The organism is Acidovorax sp. M14, assembly GCF_049331375.1.
Lineage (GTDB): Bacteria > Pseudomonadota > Gammaproteobacteria > Burkholderiales > Burkholderiaceae_C > Acidovorax.
On record NZ_CP186263.1, the window covers coordinates 3,572,984 to 3,589,407 of the forward strand.

Annotated in this window: 16 protein-coding genes; 9 read left to right on the forward strand and 7 right to left on the reverse strand. The window is 64.2% G+C overall.

Annotated elements, in window-relative coordinates:
* The first annotated feature begins 30 nt into the window (after positions 1 to 30).
* The gene (locus tag ACOYR4_RS16730; RefSeq protein ID WP_422847373.1) at positions 31 to 1,482 is read left to right on the forward strand and encodes an aldehyde dehydrogenase; all 1,452 of its coding nucleotides are present in this window, start codon (positions 31 to 33) and stop codon (positions 1,480 to 1,482) included.
* Between the two features lie 132 nt (positions 1,483 to 1,614).
* Positions 1,615 to 2,862: an ISL3 family transposase gene (locus ACOYR4_RS16735; RefSeq protein WP_422847186.1), complete on the forward strand. Its 1,248-nt coding sequence runs from the start codon at positions 1,615 to 1,617 to the stop codon at positions 2,860 to 2,862.
* A gap of 64 nt (positions 2,863 to 2,926) precedes the next feature.
* Here ACOYR4_RS16735 and tsaD read toward each other — a convergent pair whose 3' ends face one another.
* Positions 2,927 to 3,967, reverse strand: a complete 1,041-nt coding sequence (gene tsaD / locus ACOYR4_RS16740) for a tRNA (adenosine(37)-N6)-threonylcarbamoyltransferase complex transferase subunit TsaD (protein WP_422847374.1) — start codon at positions 3,965 to 3,967, stop codon at positions 2,927 to 2,929.
* Between the two features lie 45 nt (positions 3,968 to 4,012).
* Positions 4,013 to 5,173, reverse strand: coding sequence for a branched-chain amino acid ABC transporter substrate-binding protein (locus ACOYR4_RS16745; protein ID WP_422847375.1), 1,161 nt, complete (start codon positions 5,171 to 5,173; stop codon positions 4,013 to 4,015).
* 257 nt (positions 5,174 to 5,430) lie between these two features.
* Here ACOYR4_RS16745 and ACOYR4_RS16750 point away from each other — a divergent pair, with 257 nt between their 5' ends.
* The 4 genes from ACOYR4_RS16750 (at position 5,431) to ACOYR4_RS16765 (ending at position 9,710) form a co-directional block, all read left to right on the forward strand.
* Positions 5,431 to 6,057, forward strand: coding sequence for an ANTAR domain-containing response regulator (locus ACOYR4_RS16750; RefSeq protein ID WP_015015144.1), 627 nt, complete (start codon positions 5,431 to 5,433; stop codon positions 6,055 to 6,057).
* A gap of 546 nt (positions 6,058 to 6,603) precedes the next feature.
* Positions 6,604 to 7,848 carry a CmpA/NrtA family ABC transporter substrate-binding protein gene (locus tag ACOYR4_RS16755; RefSeq protein ID WP_422847376.1) on the forward strand — a complete coding sequence of 415 codons (1,245 nt, stop codon included), beginning with the start codon at positions 6,604 to 6,606 and terminating at the stop codon, positions 7,846 to 7,848.
* 63 nt (positions 7,849 to 7,911) lie between these two features.
* The gene (ntrB, locus tag ACOYR4_RS16760; protein ID WP_422847377.1) at positions 7,912 to 8,874 is read left to right on the forward strand and encodes a nitrate ABC transporter permease; all 963 of its coding nucleotides are present in this window, start codon (positions 7,912 to 7,914) and stop codon (positions 8,872 to 8,874) included.
* Entirely contained in the window at positions 8,871 to 9,710 is an 840-nt protein-coding gene (locus ACOYR4_RS16765) for an ABC transporter ATP-binding protein (RefSeq protein WP_295941125.1), read from the forward strand. The genes ntrB and ACOYR4_RS16765 overlap by 4 nt, the downstream gene beginning before the upstream one ends.
* Positions 9,711 to 9,915: 205 nt before the next feature.
* On the opposite strand, the gene ACOYR4_RS16770 is transcribed toward ACOYR4_RS16765, so the two are convergent.
* The gene (locus ACOYR4_RS16770; RefSeq protein ID WP_060985047.1) at positions 9,916 to 10,353 is read right to left on the reverse strand and encodes a CBS domain-containing protein; all 438 of its coding nucleotides are present in this window, start codon (positions 10,351 to 10,353) and stop codon (positions 9,916 to 9,918) included.
* Positions 10,354 to 10,891: 538 nt separating this feature from the next.
* On the opposite strand from ACOYR4_RS16770, the gene ACOYR4_RS16775 reads away from it, so the two are divergent.
* Positions 10,892 to 11,182, forward strand: a complete 291-nt coding sequence (locus ACOYR4_RS16775; protein ID WP_015015149.1) for a DUF4148 domain-containing protein — start codon at positions 10,892 to 10,894, stop codon at positions 11,180 to 11,182.
* 85 nt (positions 11,183 to 11,267) lie between these two features.
* Positions 11,268 to 11,561: a hypothetical protein gene (locus tag ACOYR4_RS16780; RefSeq protein ID WP_060984433.1), complete on the forward strand. Its 294-nt coding sequence runs from the start codon at positions 11,268 to 11,270 to the stop codon at positions 11,559 to 11,561.
* A 158-nt stretch (positions 11,562 to 11,719) separates the two neighbouring features.
* Here ACOYR4_RS16780 and ACOYR4_RS16785 read toward each other — a convergent pair whose 3' ends face one another.
* From ACOYR4_RS16785 to ACOYR4_RS16800, 4 genes are read right to left on the reverse strand one after another with little or no spacing between them, the layout of a single operon-like run.
* Positions 11,720 to 12,739, reverse strand: a complete 1,020-nt coding sequence (locus ACOYR4_RS16785; protein ID WP_015015151.1) for a TRAP transporter substrate-binding protein — start codon at positions 12,737 to 12,739, stop codon at positions 11,720 to 11,722.
* Between the two features lie 55 nt (positions 12,740 to 12,794).
* Positions 12,795 to 14,096: a TRAP transporter large permease subunit gene (locus tag ACOYR4_RS16790; protein ID WP_309822955.1), complete on the reverse strand. Its 1,302-nt coding sequence runs from the start codon at positions 14,094 to 14,096 to the stop codon at positions 12,795 to 12,797.
* Positions 14,096 to 14,608 (reverse strand): TRAP transporter small permease, encoded by a 513-nt coding sequence (locus ACOYR4_RS16795; RefSeq protein ID WP_422847378.1) that lies wholly within the window; start codon positions 14,606 to 14,608, stop codon positions 14,096 to 14,098. The genes ACOYR4_RS16790 and ACOYR4_RS16795 overlap by 1 nt, the downstream gene beginning before the upstream one ends.
* Positions 14,605 to 15,126, reverse strand: coding sequence for a gluconokinase (locus tag ACOYR4_RS16800; protein WP_343736144.1), 522 nt, complete (start codon positions 15,124 to 15,126; stop codon positions 14,605 to 14,607). The genes ACOYR4_RS16795 and ACOYR4_RS16800 overlap by 4 nt, the downstream gene beginning before the upstream one ends.
* 168 nt (positions 15,127 to 15,294) lie before the next feature.
* Here ACOYR4_RS16800 and ACOYR4_RS16805 point away from each other — a divergent pair, with 168 nt between their 5' ends.
* Positions 15,295 to 16,332 (forward strand): LacI family DNA-binding transcriptional regulator, encoded by a 1,038-nt coding sequence (locus ACOYR4_RS16805; RefSeq protein ID WP_422847379.1) that lies wholly within the window; start codon positions 15,295 to 15,297, stop codon positions 16,330 to 16,332.
* Positions 16,333 to 16,424 lie beyond the last annotated feature (92 nt).

A 16,424-nucleotide genomic window follows, 5' to 3' on the forward strand; every position in this document is an offset into this window, starting at 1 on the left:
TCATTTGTTCTTTTTCAGGAGCTTTCATCCATGACTGCCATTTCCATGCTGATCAACGGCGAGCGCGTGCAAGCCACCGGCGGCGCCACGTTTGAGCGTCGCAACCCGCTCGACGGCTCTATCGCCACCACGGCTCCCGCCGCCAGCGTGGCCGATGCCAAGGCCGCTGCCGACGCAGCCGCCAAGGCCTTCCCGGCCTGGTCCGCCCTGGGCCCCAACGCACGCCGCGCTTTGCTACTCAAGGCCGCACACGCGCTGGAAGCCCGCACGGCCGACTTTGCCGTGGCCATGGCGGCGGAGACCGGCGCATCCGGCATGTGGGCGGGCTTCAACGTGCACCTGGCTGCGGGCCTGCTGCAGGAAGCCGCCGCGCTGACCACGCAGATTGCGGGCGAGGTGATCCCGTCCGACGTGCCCGGCAGCCTGGCCATGGGCGTGCGCCAGGCGGCGGGCGTAGTGCTGGGCATTGCGCCGTGGAACGCTCCGGTCATCCTGGGCGTGCGCGCCATCGCCACGCCGCTGGCCTGCGGTAACACGGTGATCCTGAAAGGCTCGGAACTGTGCCCCGCCACGCACGGCCTCATCATCGAGGCGCTGCAGGAAGCCGGTTTGCCCCCCGGCGTGGTGAACTTTGTGACCAACGCCCCAGCCGACGCCGGTGCCGTTGTCGAAGCCATTGTGGCCCACCCGGCCGTGCGCCGGATCAACTTCACCGGCTCCACCAAGGTGGGCCGCATCATTGCGCAGACCTGCGCCAAGTACCTCAAGCCCGTGGTGCTGGAGCTGGGCGGCAAGGCCCCGCTGCTGGTGCTGGACGATGCGGACATTGACGCCGCCGTGGCGGGCACCGTGTTTGGCGCGTTCGCCAACTCGGGCCAGATCTGCATGTCCACCGAACGCATCATCGTGGACAACGCCGTGGCCGACGAGTTCGTGGCCAAGCTGGGTGCGCGCGCCAAGGCACTGCCCCTGGGCGACCCGCGCAAAGGCCCGGTGGTGCTGGGCTCGGTGGTGGACATGGCCACAGTGCACCGCTGCAACGCCCTCATCGACGACGCGCTGGCCAAGGGCGCAAAGCTGGTCTGCGGCGGCAAGAGCGACAGCACACTCATGCAGGCCACGGTGCTCGACCATGTGACGGCCGCGATGGACATCTACCGCGAAGAGTCGTTCGGCCCCGTGAAGCCCGTGGTGCGCGTGAACGGCGTGGAAGAAGCCATTGCCTGCGCCAACGACAACGAGTTCGGCCTGTCCTCCGCCGTGTTCAGCCGTGACGTGGCCAAGGCCTGGAACGTGGCGGCGCGCATCGAGTCGGGCATTTGCCACGTCAACGGCCCCACGGTGCACGACGAAGGCCAGATGCCGTTTGGGGGTGTGAAGAGTTCGGGCTACGGCCGTTTTGGCGGCATGGCCGGCGTGCGTGAATTCACCGAGCTGCGCTGGGTGACGGTGCAAACCACGCCACGCCACTATCCATTCTGAAAATCAAAAAAGATAGCAGCTAGCGCACTATTTGCCTGCGCTAGCTGCCTTTTTTATGGCTCTCTTCCATTTCGGGTGGAACACTACAGTTCAAATAAATCCATTGACACCCCCTGAACAGGAGCCCTCCCGATGCAAGAAGCGTTGTTCTGCCAAGCGTTGGGGCTGGCCGCGCCCTGGGCTGTGGAGCGTGTTGCACTGGACGTCGAGCGCAGCCGCATCGACCTGTACGTGGTCTGGCAATCCGGCAGTGCAGCCTGTCCCGTTTGCGCCGCAGCTGACCAGAGACTGCATGACCACCGCCAGCGTAGCTGGCGGCATCTGGATTTCTTTCAGTTTGAAGCCTACGTGCACTGCGCTCTGCCTCGGGTGTCGTGCAGCGCCTGCGGCTCTACGAGCCAGCTGAGTGTTCCCTGGGCGCGAGAGGGCAGCCGCTTCACGCTCATGTTCGAGGCGCTGGCTCTGACGCTGGCCCGTGAGATGCCGGTGGCCGCGTGTGCGCGCATCCTGCGCTGCGCGGACAACGCCTTGTGGCGCCAGATCGATGCCCATGTTGGCTTGGCGCGCGCCAAGGAGAGCTACGCGGGTGTGGCGGTCATTGGTATCGATGAGACCAGTTGCGCCAAAGGCCATAGCTATATCACCCTGGTGCACGATCTAGAGCGAGCGCGACTGATCTACGCCACATCCGGCAAGGATGCCAGCACGGTTCAGAGATTTACCGAGGACTTCAAGAGCCACCAAGGCAAGGCCGAAGCCATCCAAGTGGTGTGCATGGACATGTCCAAGGCCTTCATCGCAGGAGCTGGCCAGCACTTGCCCCAAGCGGCCATTGCCTTTGATGGATTCCATGTGGTGCAACTGGCCAACCGGGCCGTGGACGCAGTGCGGCGGGATGAGGCCCGGGGCGAGCGCTGGCTCAAGAAGACGCGTTGGTGCTGGCTCAAGGACAAAGCCAAGTGGACGGACAAAGAGCAGGCAAAGATGGATTGGCTGCCCCGCACCCGATTGAAGACCGCCAGGGCGTGGCGGATGAAGGAGGCGCTGCGGGACATCTACCGCAGTGCGCTCGCTCAGACTCAGGCTGCACAAAGCGAGCTGGCAATCAAAAAGTGGCTGCGATGGGCACAGCGCAGCCGCTTGCGGCCCTTCACTGATCTGGCCAAGACCATCCAGCAGCACTGGGCGGGAATACTCCAGGCGTTTGATGCCTCTCACCTGCACACCGGCTATGTGGAGGCGGTGAACTCACTGCTGCAAGCAGCCAAGGCCAAGGCGCGTGGTTATGGCACCACCGATCACTTCATCGCCATGGCGTTCCTGATCGCGGGAAAGCTCACTCACCTGCCGGGCTGTCCTTTGCAAAAAGCAAGGGCCTGACCATGGCTCTGGTGGGGAATGTGGCTTTCCACCCGAAATGGAAGAGAGCCTTTTTTATTCAGAATCACACCGTGATGGCATCCAGCGGCCAGCGCGGCTTCACGTCAAACGCGTAGTCGGTGTTGGCCTGCTGCTGCCTGGCCTGCAGGCGCATCGCAGCAGCCATGGCAATCATGGCGCCGTTGTCGGTGCACAGGTGCAGCTCGGGGTAGTGCACGCGCACCTTGGCGGCCGCGCAGGCGGCATTGAGCTGGGCGCGCAGGTGCCGGTTGGCGCCCACGCCACCGGCGACCACCACGCGCTTCAGGCCGGTCTGCTTGAGGGCGGCCAGGGTCTTCTTCACCAGCACTTCGACAATCGCGGCCTCGGTGCTGGCGGCCAGGTCGGCCTTGCGTGCCTCGAGTTCATCGCCCAGCTTCTTGGCCTGTGTGAGCACGGCCGTCTTGAGTCCGGCAAACGAAAAATCGAGATCACCGCTGTGTAGCAAAGGCCGTGGCAGCTTGAAAGCCGTGGCGCTGCCCTGCTCTGCCAGGCGCGACAGCGCAGGGCCACCCGGGTAGCCCAGGCCCATGAGCTTGGCGGACTTGTCGAACGCCTCGCCCGCTGCATCGTCAATGGTCTCGCCCAGGATCTCGTAGCGTCCCACGCCGTCCACACGCATCAGCTGGGTGTGGCCGCCCGAAACGAGCAGAGCCACAAAAGGAAATTCCGGTGGGTCGGCGCTGAGGAAGGGTGACAGCAAATGCCCCTCCAGGTGGTGCACACCCAGCACCGGCTTGTCCAGCGCCGCGCCCAGCGCGCAGGCCACGCCCGCGCCCACCAGCAGCGCACCCGCCAGGCCCGGGCCGCGCGTATAGGCCACCACATCCACATCGGCCAGCGTCTGGCCGGACTCGGCCAGCACCTCCTTGGCCAGCGGCAGCACACGGCGAATGTGGTCGCGGCTGGCCAGCTCGGGCACCACGCCGCCATAGGCCTGGTGCATCTCGATCTGGCTGTGCAGCGCGTGCGACAGCAGCGTAGGCACGGCATCGCCCGTGGAACGGACCAATGCCACGCCGGTTTCGTCGCACGAAGATTCAATACCCAGGATCAGCAAGCTCATGCCCCGAGTGTAAAACCCGGGGCTGATCCGTTCTTGCAGGGCTGATTACCAGCGGTCCGACCGCATGCGCAGTTCCCAGTTGCCGCTGCGCAGCTCGTACACGCCCACGGCGCCGTAGCGCTGCTCACCCTTGTCGTCCCAGGTCATGGTGCCGATCACCGGTGCATAGCCGTTGATGCTATGCAGGGCCTTGGTGATGTCCTTGGGGTCGGCGGACTTGGCTTTCTGGATGGCGGCCGAGAGCACGTAGGTGCTGTCGTAGCTGTAGTGGCCGCCGTAGGCTGGGGGCTTCTTGAAAGCGGCGATGTACTTTTCAAGGAAGGGCTTGCCAGTGGTGAACTCCTTGGCTTCCAGCACGGGCGAGGTGGCGTAGAGCCCCTGCACGATGCCCGCGCCCTTGGTCATGTCGGTGGTCTTGATGGTGTCGCCGCCCAGCAGGCTGACCTTGGTGTGGTCTACCTTCTTGAGCGATTCAAGCAGCGCCAGGGCCTGGAAGTCGTTGAGGGTCGAGACGATCACCTCCACGTTGGCGGCCTTGAGTTCACCGGCCAGTTCGTCAAAGGCCACGGTCTTGTCGTCGAACGACTTGCGCATCACCACTTCTTTTTTCTCGGCCTTGAGTTGCGCGGCAGCACCGTCGGCCAAGCCCTTGCCGTAGGGCGTGCCATCGTCCAGCGCGGCGTAGCGGTTGGCGCCCAGCTGCGTGGCGGCAAACGAGCCGATGGCGCGCGCCTGCAGGGTGTCGTTGGCCACCATGCGGAACGTGGTCGGGAACCCGAGCTGCGTGAACTTGGGGTTGGTCGAGATGGCGATCTGTGGAATGTCTTTGGCGGCGTAGATGGGGGCCGTGTCGATGCTCACACCCGAGTTGAGGTGGCCCACCACCGCGACCACGCCCGCATCCACCAGTTGCTGCGCCACAGCCTTGCCGGTGGCCGCGTCGGCCTTGTCGTCCACGGACACGATCTCCAGCGTCACGCGTTTGCCGTCCACGGTGTAGCCGGACTTGTTGAGTTCATCTACCGCCAGCTTCACGCCGTTGAGCAGATCCTGCCCCAGGGCGCCCAGCGGGCCAGAGAGGGGCTGCGCTACACCAATTTTGATGGTGTCCGGCACCTTGCCGCATCCGGTCAGGAGTGCGGCAGTCGCCACTGCGGTCAAGGCCATGCTGGCCGAGAAGCGGCGCCGGTTGATGTGCTTGTTCATGCAAAAAACTCCATTTCAGTGTGACTGTGTGTGCAGATGTATATGCGACGCCCTGCTGGGCGGGCTACCGGGTATGCCCTCCCATGGCGGCAGTATTAGCAACTTTCAGGCCCTGCAACGGGGGGCCGAGTATCCAGACATGGCGGGCCTGGGGCCGGGATTACCCCTGGGTGAAGTCCCATCGCAGCCCCCCTCCAAGGCCATGCACCACCCCGGCGCACCAATTTGTGGCGTAAAAATTGCTTATCCTCGCCGGTATGAATGAGGCTTTGCGCATCGTGGTGGTGGCCCCGGATCTGGCAGTCGCCGACCCTGACGACGAACACGCCGTGGAACAGGCGGAGCGGTCGCGGGCGCTGCGCATCGGGCTGCTGGAGAACAACTTCAACCTGGTGGCCACGCTGCCCGCCGATGTGTTCCTGAGCGAGCGCATCGCCCAGCTACAGCCCGACCTGATCATCGTGGACGCCGAGAGCGAAGCCCGCGACGCGCTGGAGCATGTGGTGATGGCCACGCGCGACGAGCGCCGCCCCATCGTGATGTTCACCAACGACGAGGACACCTCGCACGTCAAGGATGCCGTGGCTGCGGGCGTGTCTGCCTACATCGTGGCAGGGCTGGCACCCCAGCGCATCCGGCCCATCCTGGACGTGGCCATGGCGCGCTTCCAGCACGAGCAGGCGTTGCGCGCCGAGCTGGCCGATGCCAAGACCGAACTGCGCGACCGCAAGACCATCGACCGCGCCAAGGGCCTGCTGATGCAGCGCCAAGGCCTGACCGAACAGGCCGCCTACGAAAAGCTGCGCAAGACGGCCATGGACAAGGGCCTGAAGCTGGTGGACGTGGCGCAGCGCATGCTGGATGTGATGGATCTGCTGGGGTAAAACCAGAGAACTACCCCCTGAGCGGCTGCGCCGCTTCCCCCTTCTCTCGAATGACTGCGTCATTCGGGAAGGGGGACGATGCCCTCGCACCCAAGCGAAGCGCCGCATACGCGGCTCGGCGCCCCTTGCTTGGCATCCCTCGCCCGGGCCGCGCCCAATTCCAAGGCCCCTCCCAAATGGTGCGCCGCACAAAGGCAGTGCGACCACTCTCATCACAACAAGAATATCCCTGCTGCAAGCCCAGCAGGCTTGTAGCGCTTATTGATCAAGCGCAAACAGCTATCTATTCCATAGCATCCAGCGCTCCAACATGGCGCAACAGGCGCTGGCACGCGCTTTGCATTGCACAGTGCAAGACCAATGCAGGTCTGACCACTGACAGCACTGACCCAACGGCGGGCCGGTGCTGGCAAGGAGCCCCGGACCCGTTCCAGGCTCCACCACGGACAAAGGCGTCCCCACCCGCTCCCGGCGTTGCTTTGATGCAGCCAGCCAGGTGCGGTGTGAGGACGCCTTTTTTGTTTTTCACGCCACCAGGGATGCCCCATGACCGATCTGTTGAAAACCAGCCTCAACCGCCGCACCGTGCTGCAGGCCGCCACCGTGGGCGCTGTGGGTGTGAGCCCCGCGCTGCGCGCGCTTGTCCACGCAGCGGGCTCCGACGCCCCCGAGAAGAAGGAAGTCAAGATCGGCTTCATTCCGCTGACCGACTGCGCCAGCGTGGTCATGGCCTCGGTGCTGGGCTTCGACAAGAAATACGGCGTGACCATCGTCCCCAACAAGGAAGCCAGCTGGGCCGGCGTGCGCGACAAGCTGGTGAACGGCGAACTGGACTTTGCCCACGTGCTCTACGGCCTGGTCTATGGGGTGCACCTGGGCACCGCCGGTCCCAAGAAGGACATGGCCGTGCTGATGAACCTGAACAACAACGGCCAGGCCATCACCCTCTCCAAAGCCCTGGCCGACAAGGGTGCGGCGGACGGCCCATCCCTGGCCAAGCTCATGGCCAGCGAGAAGCGCGAATACACGTTTGCGGGCACCTTCCCCACCGGCACCCACGCGATGTGGATGCACTACTGGCTGGCGGCTGCGGGCATCAATCCGCTGTCGGGCGCCAAGCTCATCACTGTGCCGCCGCCGCAGATGGTGGCCAACATGCGCGTGGGCAACATGGACGGCTTTTGCGTGGGCGAGCCCTGGAACCACCGCGCCATCATGGACGGCATCGGCATCACGGCCAACACCACGCAGGACATCTGGAAGGACCACCCCGAAAAGGTGCTGGGCACCACGTCCGAGTTCGTCAAGAAGTACCCCAACACCACGCGCGCCGTGATGATGGCCGTGCTCGAAGCCAGCCAGTGGATCGATGCCAGCCTGTCCAACAAGATGAAGATGGCCGAGACCGTGGCCGGCAAGGCGTATGTGAACACGGGCGTGGACGCCATCAACCAGCGCATCCTGGGCCGTTACCAGAACGGCCTGGGCAAGACCTGGGACGACCCCAACCACATGAAGTTCTTCAACGACGGCGCGGTGAACTTCCCCTACCTGTCGGACGGCATGTGGTTCCTGACCCAGCACAAGCGCTGGGGCCTGCTCAAGAGCCATCCCGACTACCTGGCCGTGGCCAAGGAAGTCAACCAGGTCGAGCTGTACAAGTCGGTGGCCAGCGCCATGAAGATCAGCGTGCCCAAGGATGTGCTGCGCACCAGCAAGCTTATCGACGGCGTGGTGTGGGACGGCAAGGACCCCGCCAAGTACGCCGACGGCTTCAAGATCAAGGCCTGACGGCAAGCCTGCCCCAGCGCCCGCCCGACCACCCCGCCAGCCAGCCCTGCACAGGAGAAAACCATGGTCAGTGCCGTCTTTCACTCCCCGTTGGATGCAGCCCCCGTGGCCGCACAGAATGCTATGAATACTGTAGCTGCAAGCACAACATCCACTAGCGCAAGAAGCCAAAAAGCCGCAATATCTGCCCCCAAGGCACCTGCAGCGCCCGCCACGGCGGCCACTGGCCGCGACTGGTCCGCCCTCTCGCGCAGCTTCTGGCTGGCCGTGCTGCCGCCGCTGTGTGGCCTGGGCTTTCTCGTCGGCCTGTGGGCGGTGGTATCTACCACCACGGGCGGCAGCATCCCCAGCCCCAAGGACACCTGGCTGCAGGCGCTGGAGGTGTTCAGCAACCCCTTCTACCGCAACGGCCCTAACGACCAGGGTGTGGGCTGGAACGTGCTGATGAGCCTGCAGCGCGTGGCCATCGGTTTTGGCATGGCAGCGTTGGTGGGCATTCCGGCAGGCTTTGTGATCGGACGCTTCAGCTTTCTGTCGCGCATGTTCAACCCGCTGATCAGTCTGCTGCGCCCCGTGTCGCCGCTGGCCTGGCTGCCGATCGGGCTGCTGGTCTTCAAGGGCGCCAACCCGGCCGCCATCTGGACCATCTTCATCTGCTCCATCTGGCCCATGATCATCAACACCGCCGTGGGCGTGCAGCGCGTGCCGCAGGACTACATGAACGTGGCCCGCGTGCTGAACCTGAGCGAGTGGAAGATCGCCACCAAGATCCTCTTCCCCGCCGTGCTGCCCTACATGCTGACCGGTGTGCGTCTGGCCGTCGGCACCGCCTGGCTCGTCATCGTGGCGGCCGAGATGCTCACCGGCGGCGTGGGCATCGGCTTTTGGGTGTGGGACGAGTGGAACAACCTCAACGTCAAGAACATCATCATCGCGATCTTTGTGATCGGCATCGTCGGGCTGCTGCTGGAGTTTGCACTCATCAAGCTGGCCACCGCGTTTACGTTCGAAGAGGTAAAAGCATGAACACGACCACCACGGCAGCATCCGCACACCCCTCCATGAGCACCAAGTTCATCGAGATCCACGGCGTCGAGCAGACCTTCAAGACGGCCAAGGGCTTGTTCCCGGCGCTGCGCGACATTCACCTGACGATTGCCAAGGGCGAGTTCGTCGCGCTCATCGGCCACTCGGGCTGCGGCAAGTCCACCCTGCTCAACCTGATCGCGGGCCTGACCACGCCCACCAATGGCGCGCTGCTGTGCGCCAACAAGGAGATCAAGGGCCCGGGGCCTGAACGCGCCGTGGTGTTCCAGAACCACTCGCTGCTGCCCTGGCTCACCTGCTTTGACAACATCTACCTCGCGGTGGAGCGCGTGTTTGGCGCCAAGGAAAGCAAGGCCCAGCTCAAGGCCCGCACCGATGCCGCGCTGGCGCTGGTGGGCCTGACCCACGCGGGGCAAAAGCGCCCCGGCGAAATCTCGGGCGGCATGAAGCAGCGCGTGGGCATTGCCCGGGCCCTGAGCATGGAGCCCCAGGTGCTGCTGATGGACGAGCCCTTTGGCGCGCTCGACGCCCTGACCCGCGCCAAGCTGCAGGACGAACTGCTGGAGATCGTGGCCCGCACCCAAAGCACCGTGGTCATGGTGACCCACGACGTGGACGAGGCCGTGCTGCTGTCCGACAAAATCGTGATGATGACCAACGGCCCGGCCGCCACGATTGGCGAGGTGCTGACCGTGGACTTGCCCCGCCCCCGCAAGCGCGTGGAACTGGCCGAGGACCCGCAGTACGTGCACTACCGCAAGGCGGTGATCGACTTTCTCTATACGCGGCAGGGCCACGTCGAAAAAGCTGCCTGAGCGGCCAGCTCAGACACCGCGCAGACCACCAAAAGGAAAGGGCACTGACCAGATCGGTCAGAGCCCTTTTTGTTTAGGTACCCATGCCAGGACCATAGCCCCCCCCCCAAGGGGCGCCCCATCGCGCCGGGTGCGTCCCCCTTCCCGAACGGCACAACCCTTCAGAGAAGGGGCAGAAGGCGCATAGCGCCTCGGGGAGCTGCCCTCAATGGCTCCCGGTGATGTAGTTCTCCAACTGCTCAATGATGAATTTCTGCTCGGAGATGATGTCCTTGACCAGGTCGCCAATGGAAATCATGCCCACCAGCTTGCCGTTGTCCACCACGGGCAGGTGGCGCAGGCGATTGTTGCTCATGAGCTGCATGCACTGCTCGCTGGTCTGGTCCGGGCGCACAAACATCACAGCGGTTGTCATCACATCCTTGACCTGGGTGACGGCCGACGTGCGCCCCATGAGGGCAATTTTGCGGGCGTAGTCCCGCTCGGTGAAGATGCCGACGATGGACGCGCCCTCGGTCACGATGAGCGCGCCAATGCCCTTGTCGGCCATGAGCTGGAGAGCGTCCAGCACGGAGGCAGCAGGGCTGATGGTGTGGACGGTGGCGTCGGGTTTGGACTGAAGAATCTTGGCGACTGCGGTCATGGAAACCTCCCTCGTGAAAACGGAAACAGGCACAGAGAGATTTCAGCCCATAAGCCCCGTGGGCGCAACCCACGCAAGCCCCATGTGCGGCGCTTTTTGAGCGTGCTGTTGCGCAGCGAACGCAACGGATGTTTCTGTACCGTTGCAGAGCGCACGCTGCGAAACAAACTGAAAAGAAGCGAAACCGCGGCGAGACGACGCCCCCGGGCTGCCCCGGCACGATGGAGCCCATGTTCACCGCACCGACCACGCTCCTCTTTTCGACATCTGCCGCGTGCCAGCGCCCAGCGGTTTCCTTGGCTAGCCGCCAGGGTTCCAAAGGCCGGCAAACACGGCAGACAGCCCGAAAGATTGTTTCCAATACTGGAACAGTTAGTTCGCGACTCAGTGGTTTTTCTCTGAACAGCACCGGCGTACAGTTCATCCCATCGATGAGCCGAACCCGCAAGGCGACTCACCGAACCCGGTGCGAAGCGAGTCGTTTCTGATCTTCACCCGGTTTTTTTGAGACGCTTTTTTAACTTCAAGGATTTCCATCATGAACAACACCGCACGTTTCCTGTCTATCGCCGCTGTCGCTGCTTTCGCCTCTTTTGGCGCCCAGGCTGACGAAGCCGACGCTTCGCAATTCGCCACCCAATTCCAGACCAGCCGCACCCGCGCTGAAGTGATCGCTGAAGCCACCACCGCCGTGCAAATGCGCAGCCAAGAGCCCGCTGGCTCCCGCGTGGTGACCTACAAGTCCACGGCTGACCGCGCTGCCGTGCGTGCTGAAGCTGCTGCACAAGCCATGCGCACTGGCCGCGTGGGCCCTGCTGAAGGCGGCTGATTCAACCCGTTGAATCCACCACGTCACCCACCGCGTATTCCAGACACATCGTCCCCAATTTTTTGAATTTCACAGGAGTTTCATCATGAACAACGCTGCCCGTTTCCTCTCCATCGCTGCTGTGGCTGCTTTCGCCTCTTTTGGTGCCCAGGCTGACGAAGCCGATGCTTCGCAATTCGCCACCAAGTTCGAAACCAACCGCACCCGCGCTGAAGTGCAAGCCGAAGCCGCTACCGTGGCTCAAACACGCAGCATCGAACCCGCTGGTTCGCGTGTGGTGACCTACAAGTCCACCGCTGACCGTGCTGCTGTGCGTGCCCAGGCTGCTGAAGCCGTGCGCACCGGCCAGATCTCTTCCGGCGAAATCGGCTCCCTGTAATTGGATCGGCCTGCACTCCGGTGCAGGTGGAAGATTGCAAATGCCAAAAGGCCGAGGCCCCTGTTGGGGTCTCGGCCTTTTTCATGGCGCTTCGCTACACGGAGAGGTCAAAGCCCACCATCGACAGCTCAAAGGCTGCCAATGGCGTCCACCCCGATTTACTTGCCAGCGCGCGCCTGGGCCACGGCTCCCTGCACTTCCTTCCACAAGCCCTCGCCCACGTTGGCGGCAATGCTGGCGTTCACAGCACTGAGCTTTTCGCGCATGCGGTTGGCTTCGGCGGCGGGCAGTTCGTTGACCTGCATGCCCTTGCCCTTGAGGTCGGCCAGCGCCTTGTCGGCCTCGGCACGCGTGTCCTGGCGCTCGAAGTCGCGGCTCTTCTTGGCGGCATCGAGCAGCACCTTCTGCTCGGCCTTCGACAGGCCATCCCAGTACTTCTTACTGACCAGCACGATCCAGGGGCTGTAGACGTGGTTGGTCACCGTGAGGTACTTCTGCACCTCATAGAACTTGCTCGACAGGATGGTGTTGTAGGGGTTCTCCTGGCCGTCCACCGTCTTGGTTTCCAGCGCGGTGAAGAGTTCGGAGAACGGCAGCGGCACAGCATTCGCGCCCAGGGTCTTGAAGCTGTCGAGGAACACGTTGTTCTGCATCACGCGCAGCTTGATGCCGTCCATGTCTTCCAGCTTGTTGACAGGGCGCTTGCTGTTGGTGAGGTTGCGGAAACCGTTCTCCCAGTACACCAGGCCCACCAGGCCTTTTTCCTGCAGCTTGTCCATCACCTTCTGGCCCACGGGGCCGTCCAGCACCACGTCGGCTTCCTTGGCGTTATTGAACAGGAACGGCGTGTCCCAGATCGCCATTTCTTTGGTGATGCCCACCAGCGTGGCCGTGGAGCCCACCATCATCTCCTGCGCGCCGCCGATCAGAGCCTGCTGCATCTGCACGTCCGAGCCCAGCGCGGCGGCACCGATGGCGCGAATCTTCATCTTGCCGCCCGAGGCTTTTTCCACTTCCTGGGCAAACAGTTTGGTGGCCCGGCCCTGGTTGGAGTCCTCATTCAGGCCGTAGCCAAAACGGATGATGCGCGGCTTGAAGTCTTGGGCTGCGGCCTGGAACGAGCAGGTGATGGCAGCGACCGACAGAGCGGCCAGCAGGGTGCGACGGAAAGTTTTCATGGTTGTCTCCATTGGCAAGAAAAACGGGAAAGAGGAACAAGCAAACAGCTAACGGCTAGCGCAGCCAGACGACGGGCGCAGTCACGATCTGCGGGAAGACCACCAGCAACGCCAGGATCAGCACGTAGGTGATGAGAAACGGGTTCACGCCCTTGATGACACTGTGCATCGAGATGCGCCCTACCCCGGCGACCACGTTGAGCACGGTGCCGACCGGCGGGGTGATGAGGCCGATGGCGCCGTTGAGCACGAACATCAGACCGAAATACACCGGATCGATCCCCGCCTTGACGGCGATGGGCAGCATCACGGGCGCAAAGATCAGGATGGTGGGCGTAAGGTCCAGCGCCGTGCCGATGAGCACCAGCACGATCATCATCACGGCCATCAGCAGGCGTGGGTTCTCCACCAGCGGGCCCAGCCAGTTGGTGAGCACGTTGGGCAAGTCGGCCAGCGTGATCATGTAGCTGGCCACCTGGGCGCCAGCACACAAAAACATCACGATAGAAGTCGTCTTGGCTGCGCGCACCAGCACGCCATAGATGTCGGCCAGCTTCATCTCGCGGTGCACGAACAGCGCCACCACCAGGGCGTAGAACGCGGCCACCACGGCGGCTTCCGTGGGGGTGAACACCCCCGTCTTCATGCCGCCGATGATGATGAGCGGCATCAGCATGGCCCAGAAGGCGCGCACGGTAGCGCGCAGACGGTCCTTGATGGGCAGGGGCTCGCCCTGGGGCAGGTCCATGCCGCGCAGCACCCAGCGCCAGGCAAAGATGAGGCCCACACCCATCATCAGCCCGGGCACGATGCCCGACACAAACAGCGCCGAGATCGAGGTGTTGGTCGTCACGCCATAGATCACGAACGGCATGGACGGCGGGATGATGGGCGCGATGATGCCGCCCGAGGCGATCAGCCCGGCAGACGTGTTCATGGGGTAGCCCTGCTGCCGCATCATGGGCAAGAGAATGGTGGCCAGGGCCGCCGTGTCGGCCAGGGCCGAGCCGCTCATGCTGGCCATGAGCACCGCAGCGCCAATGGCCACATAGCCCAACCCGCCCCGGATGTGCCCCACCCAGGCCTGCGCCATGTCGATGATGCGGCGGCTGATGCCACCCGAGTTCATCAGCTCACCGGCCAGGATGAAGAAGGGCACGGCCAGCAGCGGAAAGCTGTCCACCCCCGCCACCAGGTTCTGGGCCAGCAGCTGCGCGTCCCAGAAGTCAAGCACCCAGGCCATGCCAGCGCCCGTGAGCACCAGGGCGAGGCCCATGTTCATGCCGGTGCCCATCAGCACCAGCATGCCCAGCGAAAAGACCACAAAGGCCAAGGCTTCAGGCGTCAGTCCGAACATCACTCCACCTCCGCGCCGCGGCCCAGGTCCAAGGGCTTGCGTTGAATCAATTCAATGGTCGCCATCACCCCGATGGCCACCGCACACAAAAAGGCTGGCAGCGGCAGCAAGGCCGCCGGGTAGGCCATGACCACCGAGCGGCTGCCCATGCCCACCACCACCTGTTGCCAGGCGCCCCAGGCCAGCATGGCGCAGGCGGCGATCACCAGCAGGCGGATCACGGCGGTCAGCAAACCAAACGCCACGGGGCGCTTGGCCAGCAGGCCCGCGAGGCTGGTGAAGGCCATGTGTTCACCGGCCGGATAAGCCGCTGCGGCACCGATGAACACCATCCAGACGAACAGCAGGCGCGACAGCTCTTCGCTGGCCGCCACGCCACTGCCAAAGCCGTAGCGCAGCACCACGTTGATGAACACGGCCACGGCCATCACGCCCAGGCAGCTGGCCATGAGCACCTGGGAAGTCCGTGCAAAGCGGCTCTGCGGCACGGCTTGATGTGCGGGGGAACTCATGCAGTCTCCTTCGTGGCCAGCCAGGCCGAGGCTTGCTGTTGCAGCGTGGGCAGGTCCAGCAATGCATCCAGGCGCAGCACGCCCGCCTCGCCCACGGGGGATTCCAGCGTGGCGAACTGGCTGTCCACCAAGGCGCTGGAGAAGAAATGGGTACCCGCACGGGCGGCCACGCGTTGGCCTGCGCTCGCGCGGTCGATCTCCAGAAAGACGAAACGCAGCCCGGGGCAGGCGTTGCGCAAGCGGTCCCGGTAGACCTTCTTGAGCGCCGAGCAGGTCAGCACCGCGCCCTGGGGCTGGGCTTGCAGCAGTTGCCCCAAGGTGGTCAGCCAGCCTTCCCGGTCTGCATCGGTCAGTGCAATGCCCTGGCGCATCTTTTCGCGGCTCGTGGGGCTGTGGTGGTCGTCCCCTTCGATCAGGGGCAGGCCCTCGGCCTGTGCCAGGGCAGAACCCAGGCTGGACTTGCCACAGCCCGCCACGCCCATGACGACCACAAAAGCGGGTGACGCTTGAAAACTCATATTGGTAGCGCTATCCAAACAATCCATAAAAAAGGCACCCGGTCTGGATGCCGCACAAACTGTGGCAAGCTGAGCAACTTGATCCAAAATGGCTGGCGTTGCCTTGCCCAAGAGTTTGGACAGCGCTATCCTAACCAGATCCACCCCCAGCCCCATGAGGGTTAACCCTTGAACAAACCCGAGACAAAACCCGACGCCAAACGCCGTTCCAGCGGCCGCATCACGCTGAGCGACGTGGCCAAGGCCGCCGAGGTCAGCCCCATCACCGCGTCCCGCGCCTTGCGGGGCGAGCGCGGGGTGGCGCAAGAACTGGTGCAGCGCGTGAAGGCCGCGGCAGAGCAACTGGGCTATGTGCCCGACCCCGCCGCCCGCGCACTGGCGTCACAGCGCAGCGTGCAGGTGCCGGTGCTGGTGCCGCTGCTGTCCAACGCGCTGTTTGTGGACGTGCTGGAGGCCGTGCACCGCACCCTGTTCCCGCAGGGCTACCAGGCGCTGATCGGCGTGACGCACTACGACCCGCAAGAGGAAGAGCAACTGCTGCGCACCTACCTCGCGCACCGCCCGGCGGGCCTGCTGGTCACCGGCTTTGACCGCACCGAGGCGTCGCGCCACCTGATTGCCGCTAGCGGCGTGCCTTGCGTGCACCTGATGGAGATGACCTCGGCGCCCGGCGTGTTCTGCGTAGGCTTTTCGCAGCAGGACGCGGGCCACAGCATGACGGCCCACCTGCTGGCACGGGGCTACCAAAAGATCGCCTTTGTGGCCGCCCAGCTGGACCCGCGCACCATGCAGCGCGCCGAGGGCTACCGCCGCTGTCTGCGCGACGCAGGCCTGTACGACCCCAAGCTGGAACTGCTGAGCCCTCAGCCCTCGTCGATGCGCCTGGGTTGCGAACTGCTGGAAGAGCTGCTGCGCACACGCCCAGGTGTCGATGCCGTGTTCTTCTGCAACGACGACTTGGCCCAGGGTGGCCTGCTGGCCGCGCAGCGCCTGGGTCTTTCGGTGCCCGGCCAGGTGGCGATTGCGGGCTTCAACGACCTGGCAGGCAGCGACCAGATGCTGCCGCCGCTGACCACGGTGCGCACACCCCGTGCTGCCGTGGGCGAGGCCAGCGCGCGCATGCTGCTGGCGCTGATGCGCGGCGAGGTGCCCGAGCACAACTCGGTGAATCTGGGGTTTGAGCTGACGGTGCGCGAGAGCACCTGATGTCTGTTGATCCGCTGCGCGCCGGCCCTCCAGCAAGGCGCTGACCGAGGCTTGGCGACATCCGTTGCAGGGAGGCACTGAGGCACCGTGCC

Excerpts from the sequence above, each read along its gene's own strand:
- ACOYR4_RS16765 (WP_295941125.1), top strand. The coding sequence starts at position 8,871 with ATGAACACGACCACCACGGCAGCATCCGCACACCCCTCCATGAGCACC.
- ACOYR4_RS16785 (WP_015015151.1), bottom strand. The coding sequence starts at position 12,739 with ATGAAAACTTTCCGTCGCACCCTGCTGGCCGCTCTGTCGGTCGCTGCC.
- ACOYR4_RS16775 (WP_015015149.1), top strand. The coding sequence starts at position 10,892 with ATGAACAACACCGCACGTTTCCTGTCTATCGCCGCTGTCGCTGCTTTC.
- ACOYR4_RS16735 (WP_422847186.1), top strand. The coding sequence starts at position 1,615 with ATGCAAGAAGCGTTGTTCTGCCAAGCGTTGGGGCTGGCCGCGCCCTGG.
- ACOYR4_RS16745 (WP_422847375.1), bottom strand. The coding sequence starts at position 5,173 with ATGAACAAGCACATCAACCGGCGCCGCTTCTCGGCCAGCATGGCCTTG.
- ACOYR4_RS16800 (WP_343736144.1), bottom strand. The coding sequence starts at position 15,126 with ATGAGTTTTCAAGCGTCACCCGCTTTTGTGGTCGTCATGGGCGTGGCG.
- ACOYR4_RS16780 (WP_060984433.1), top strand. The coding sequence starts at position 11,268 with ATGAACAACGCTGCCCGTTTCCTCTCCATCGCTGCTGTGGCTGCTTTC.
- ACOYR4_RS16730 (WP_422847373.1), top strand. The coding sequence starts at position 31 with ATGACTGCCATTTCCATGCTGATCAACGGCGAGCGCGTGCAAGCCACC.
- ACOYR4_RS16770 (WP_060985047.1), bottom strand. The coding sequence starts at position 10,353 with ATGACCGCAGTCGCCAAGATTCTTCAGTCCAAACCCGACGCCACCGTC.
- ACOYR4_RS16755 (WP_422847376.1), top strand. The coding sequence starts at position 6,604 with ATGACCGATCTGTTGAAAACCAGCCTCAACCGCCGCACCGTGCTGCAG.
- tsaD (WP_422847374.1), bottom strand. The coding sequence starts at position 3,967 with ATGAGCTTGCTGATCCTGGGTATTGAATCTTCGTGCGACGAAACCGGC.
- ACOYR4_RS16795 (WP_422847378.1), bottom strand. The coding sequence starts at position 14,608 with ATGAGTTCCCCCGCACATCAAGCCGTGCCGCAGAGCCGCTTTGCACGG.
- ACOYR4_RS16750 (WP_015015144.1), top strand. The coding sequence starts at position 5,431 with ATGAATGAGGCTTTGCGCATCGTGGTGGTGGCCCCGGATCTGGCAGTC.
- ntrB (WP_422847377.1), top strand. The coding sequence starts at position 7,912 with ATGGTCAGTGCCGTCTTTCACTCCCCGTTGGATGCAGCCCCCGTGGCC.
- ACOYR4_RS16790 (WP_309822955.1), bottom strand. The coding sequence starts at position 14,096 with ATGTTCGGACTGACGCCTGAAGCCTTGGCCTTTGTGGTCTTTTCGCTG.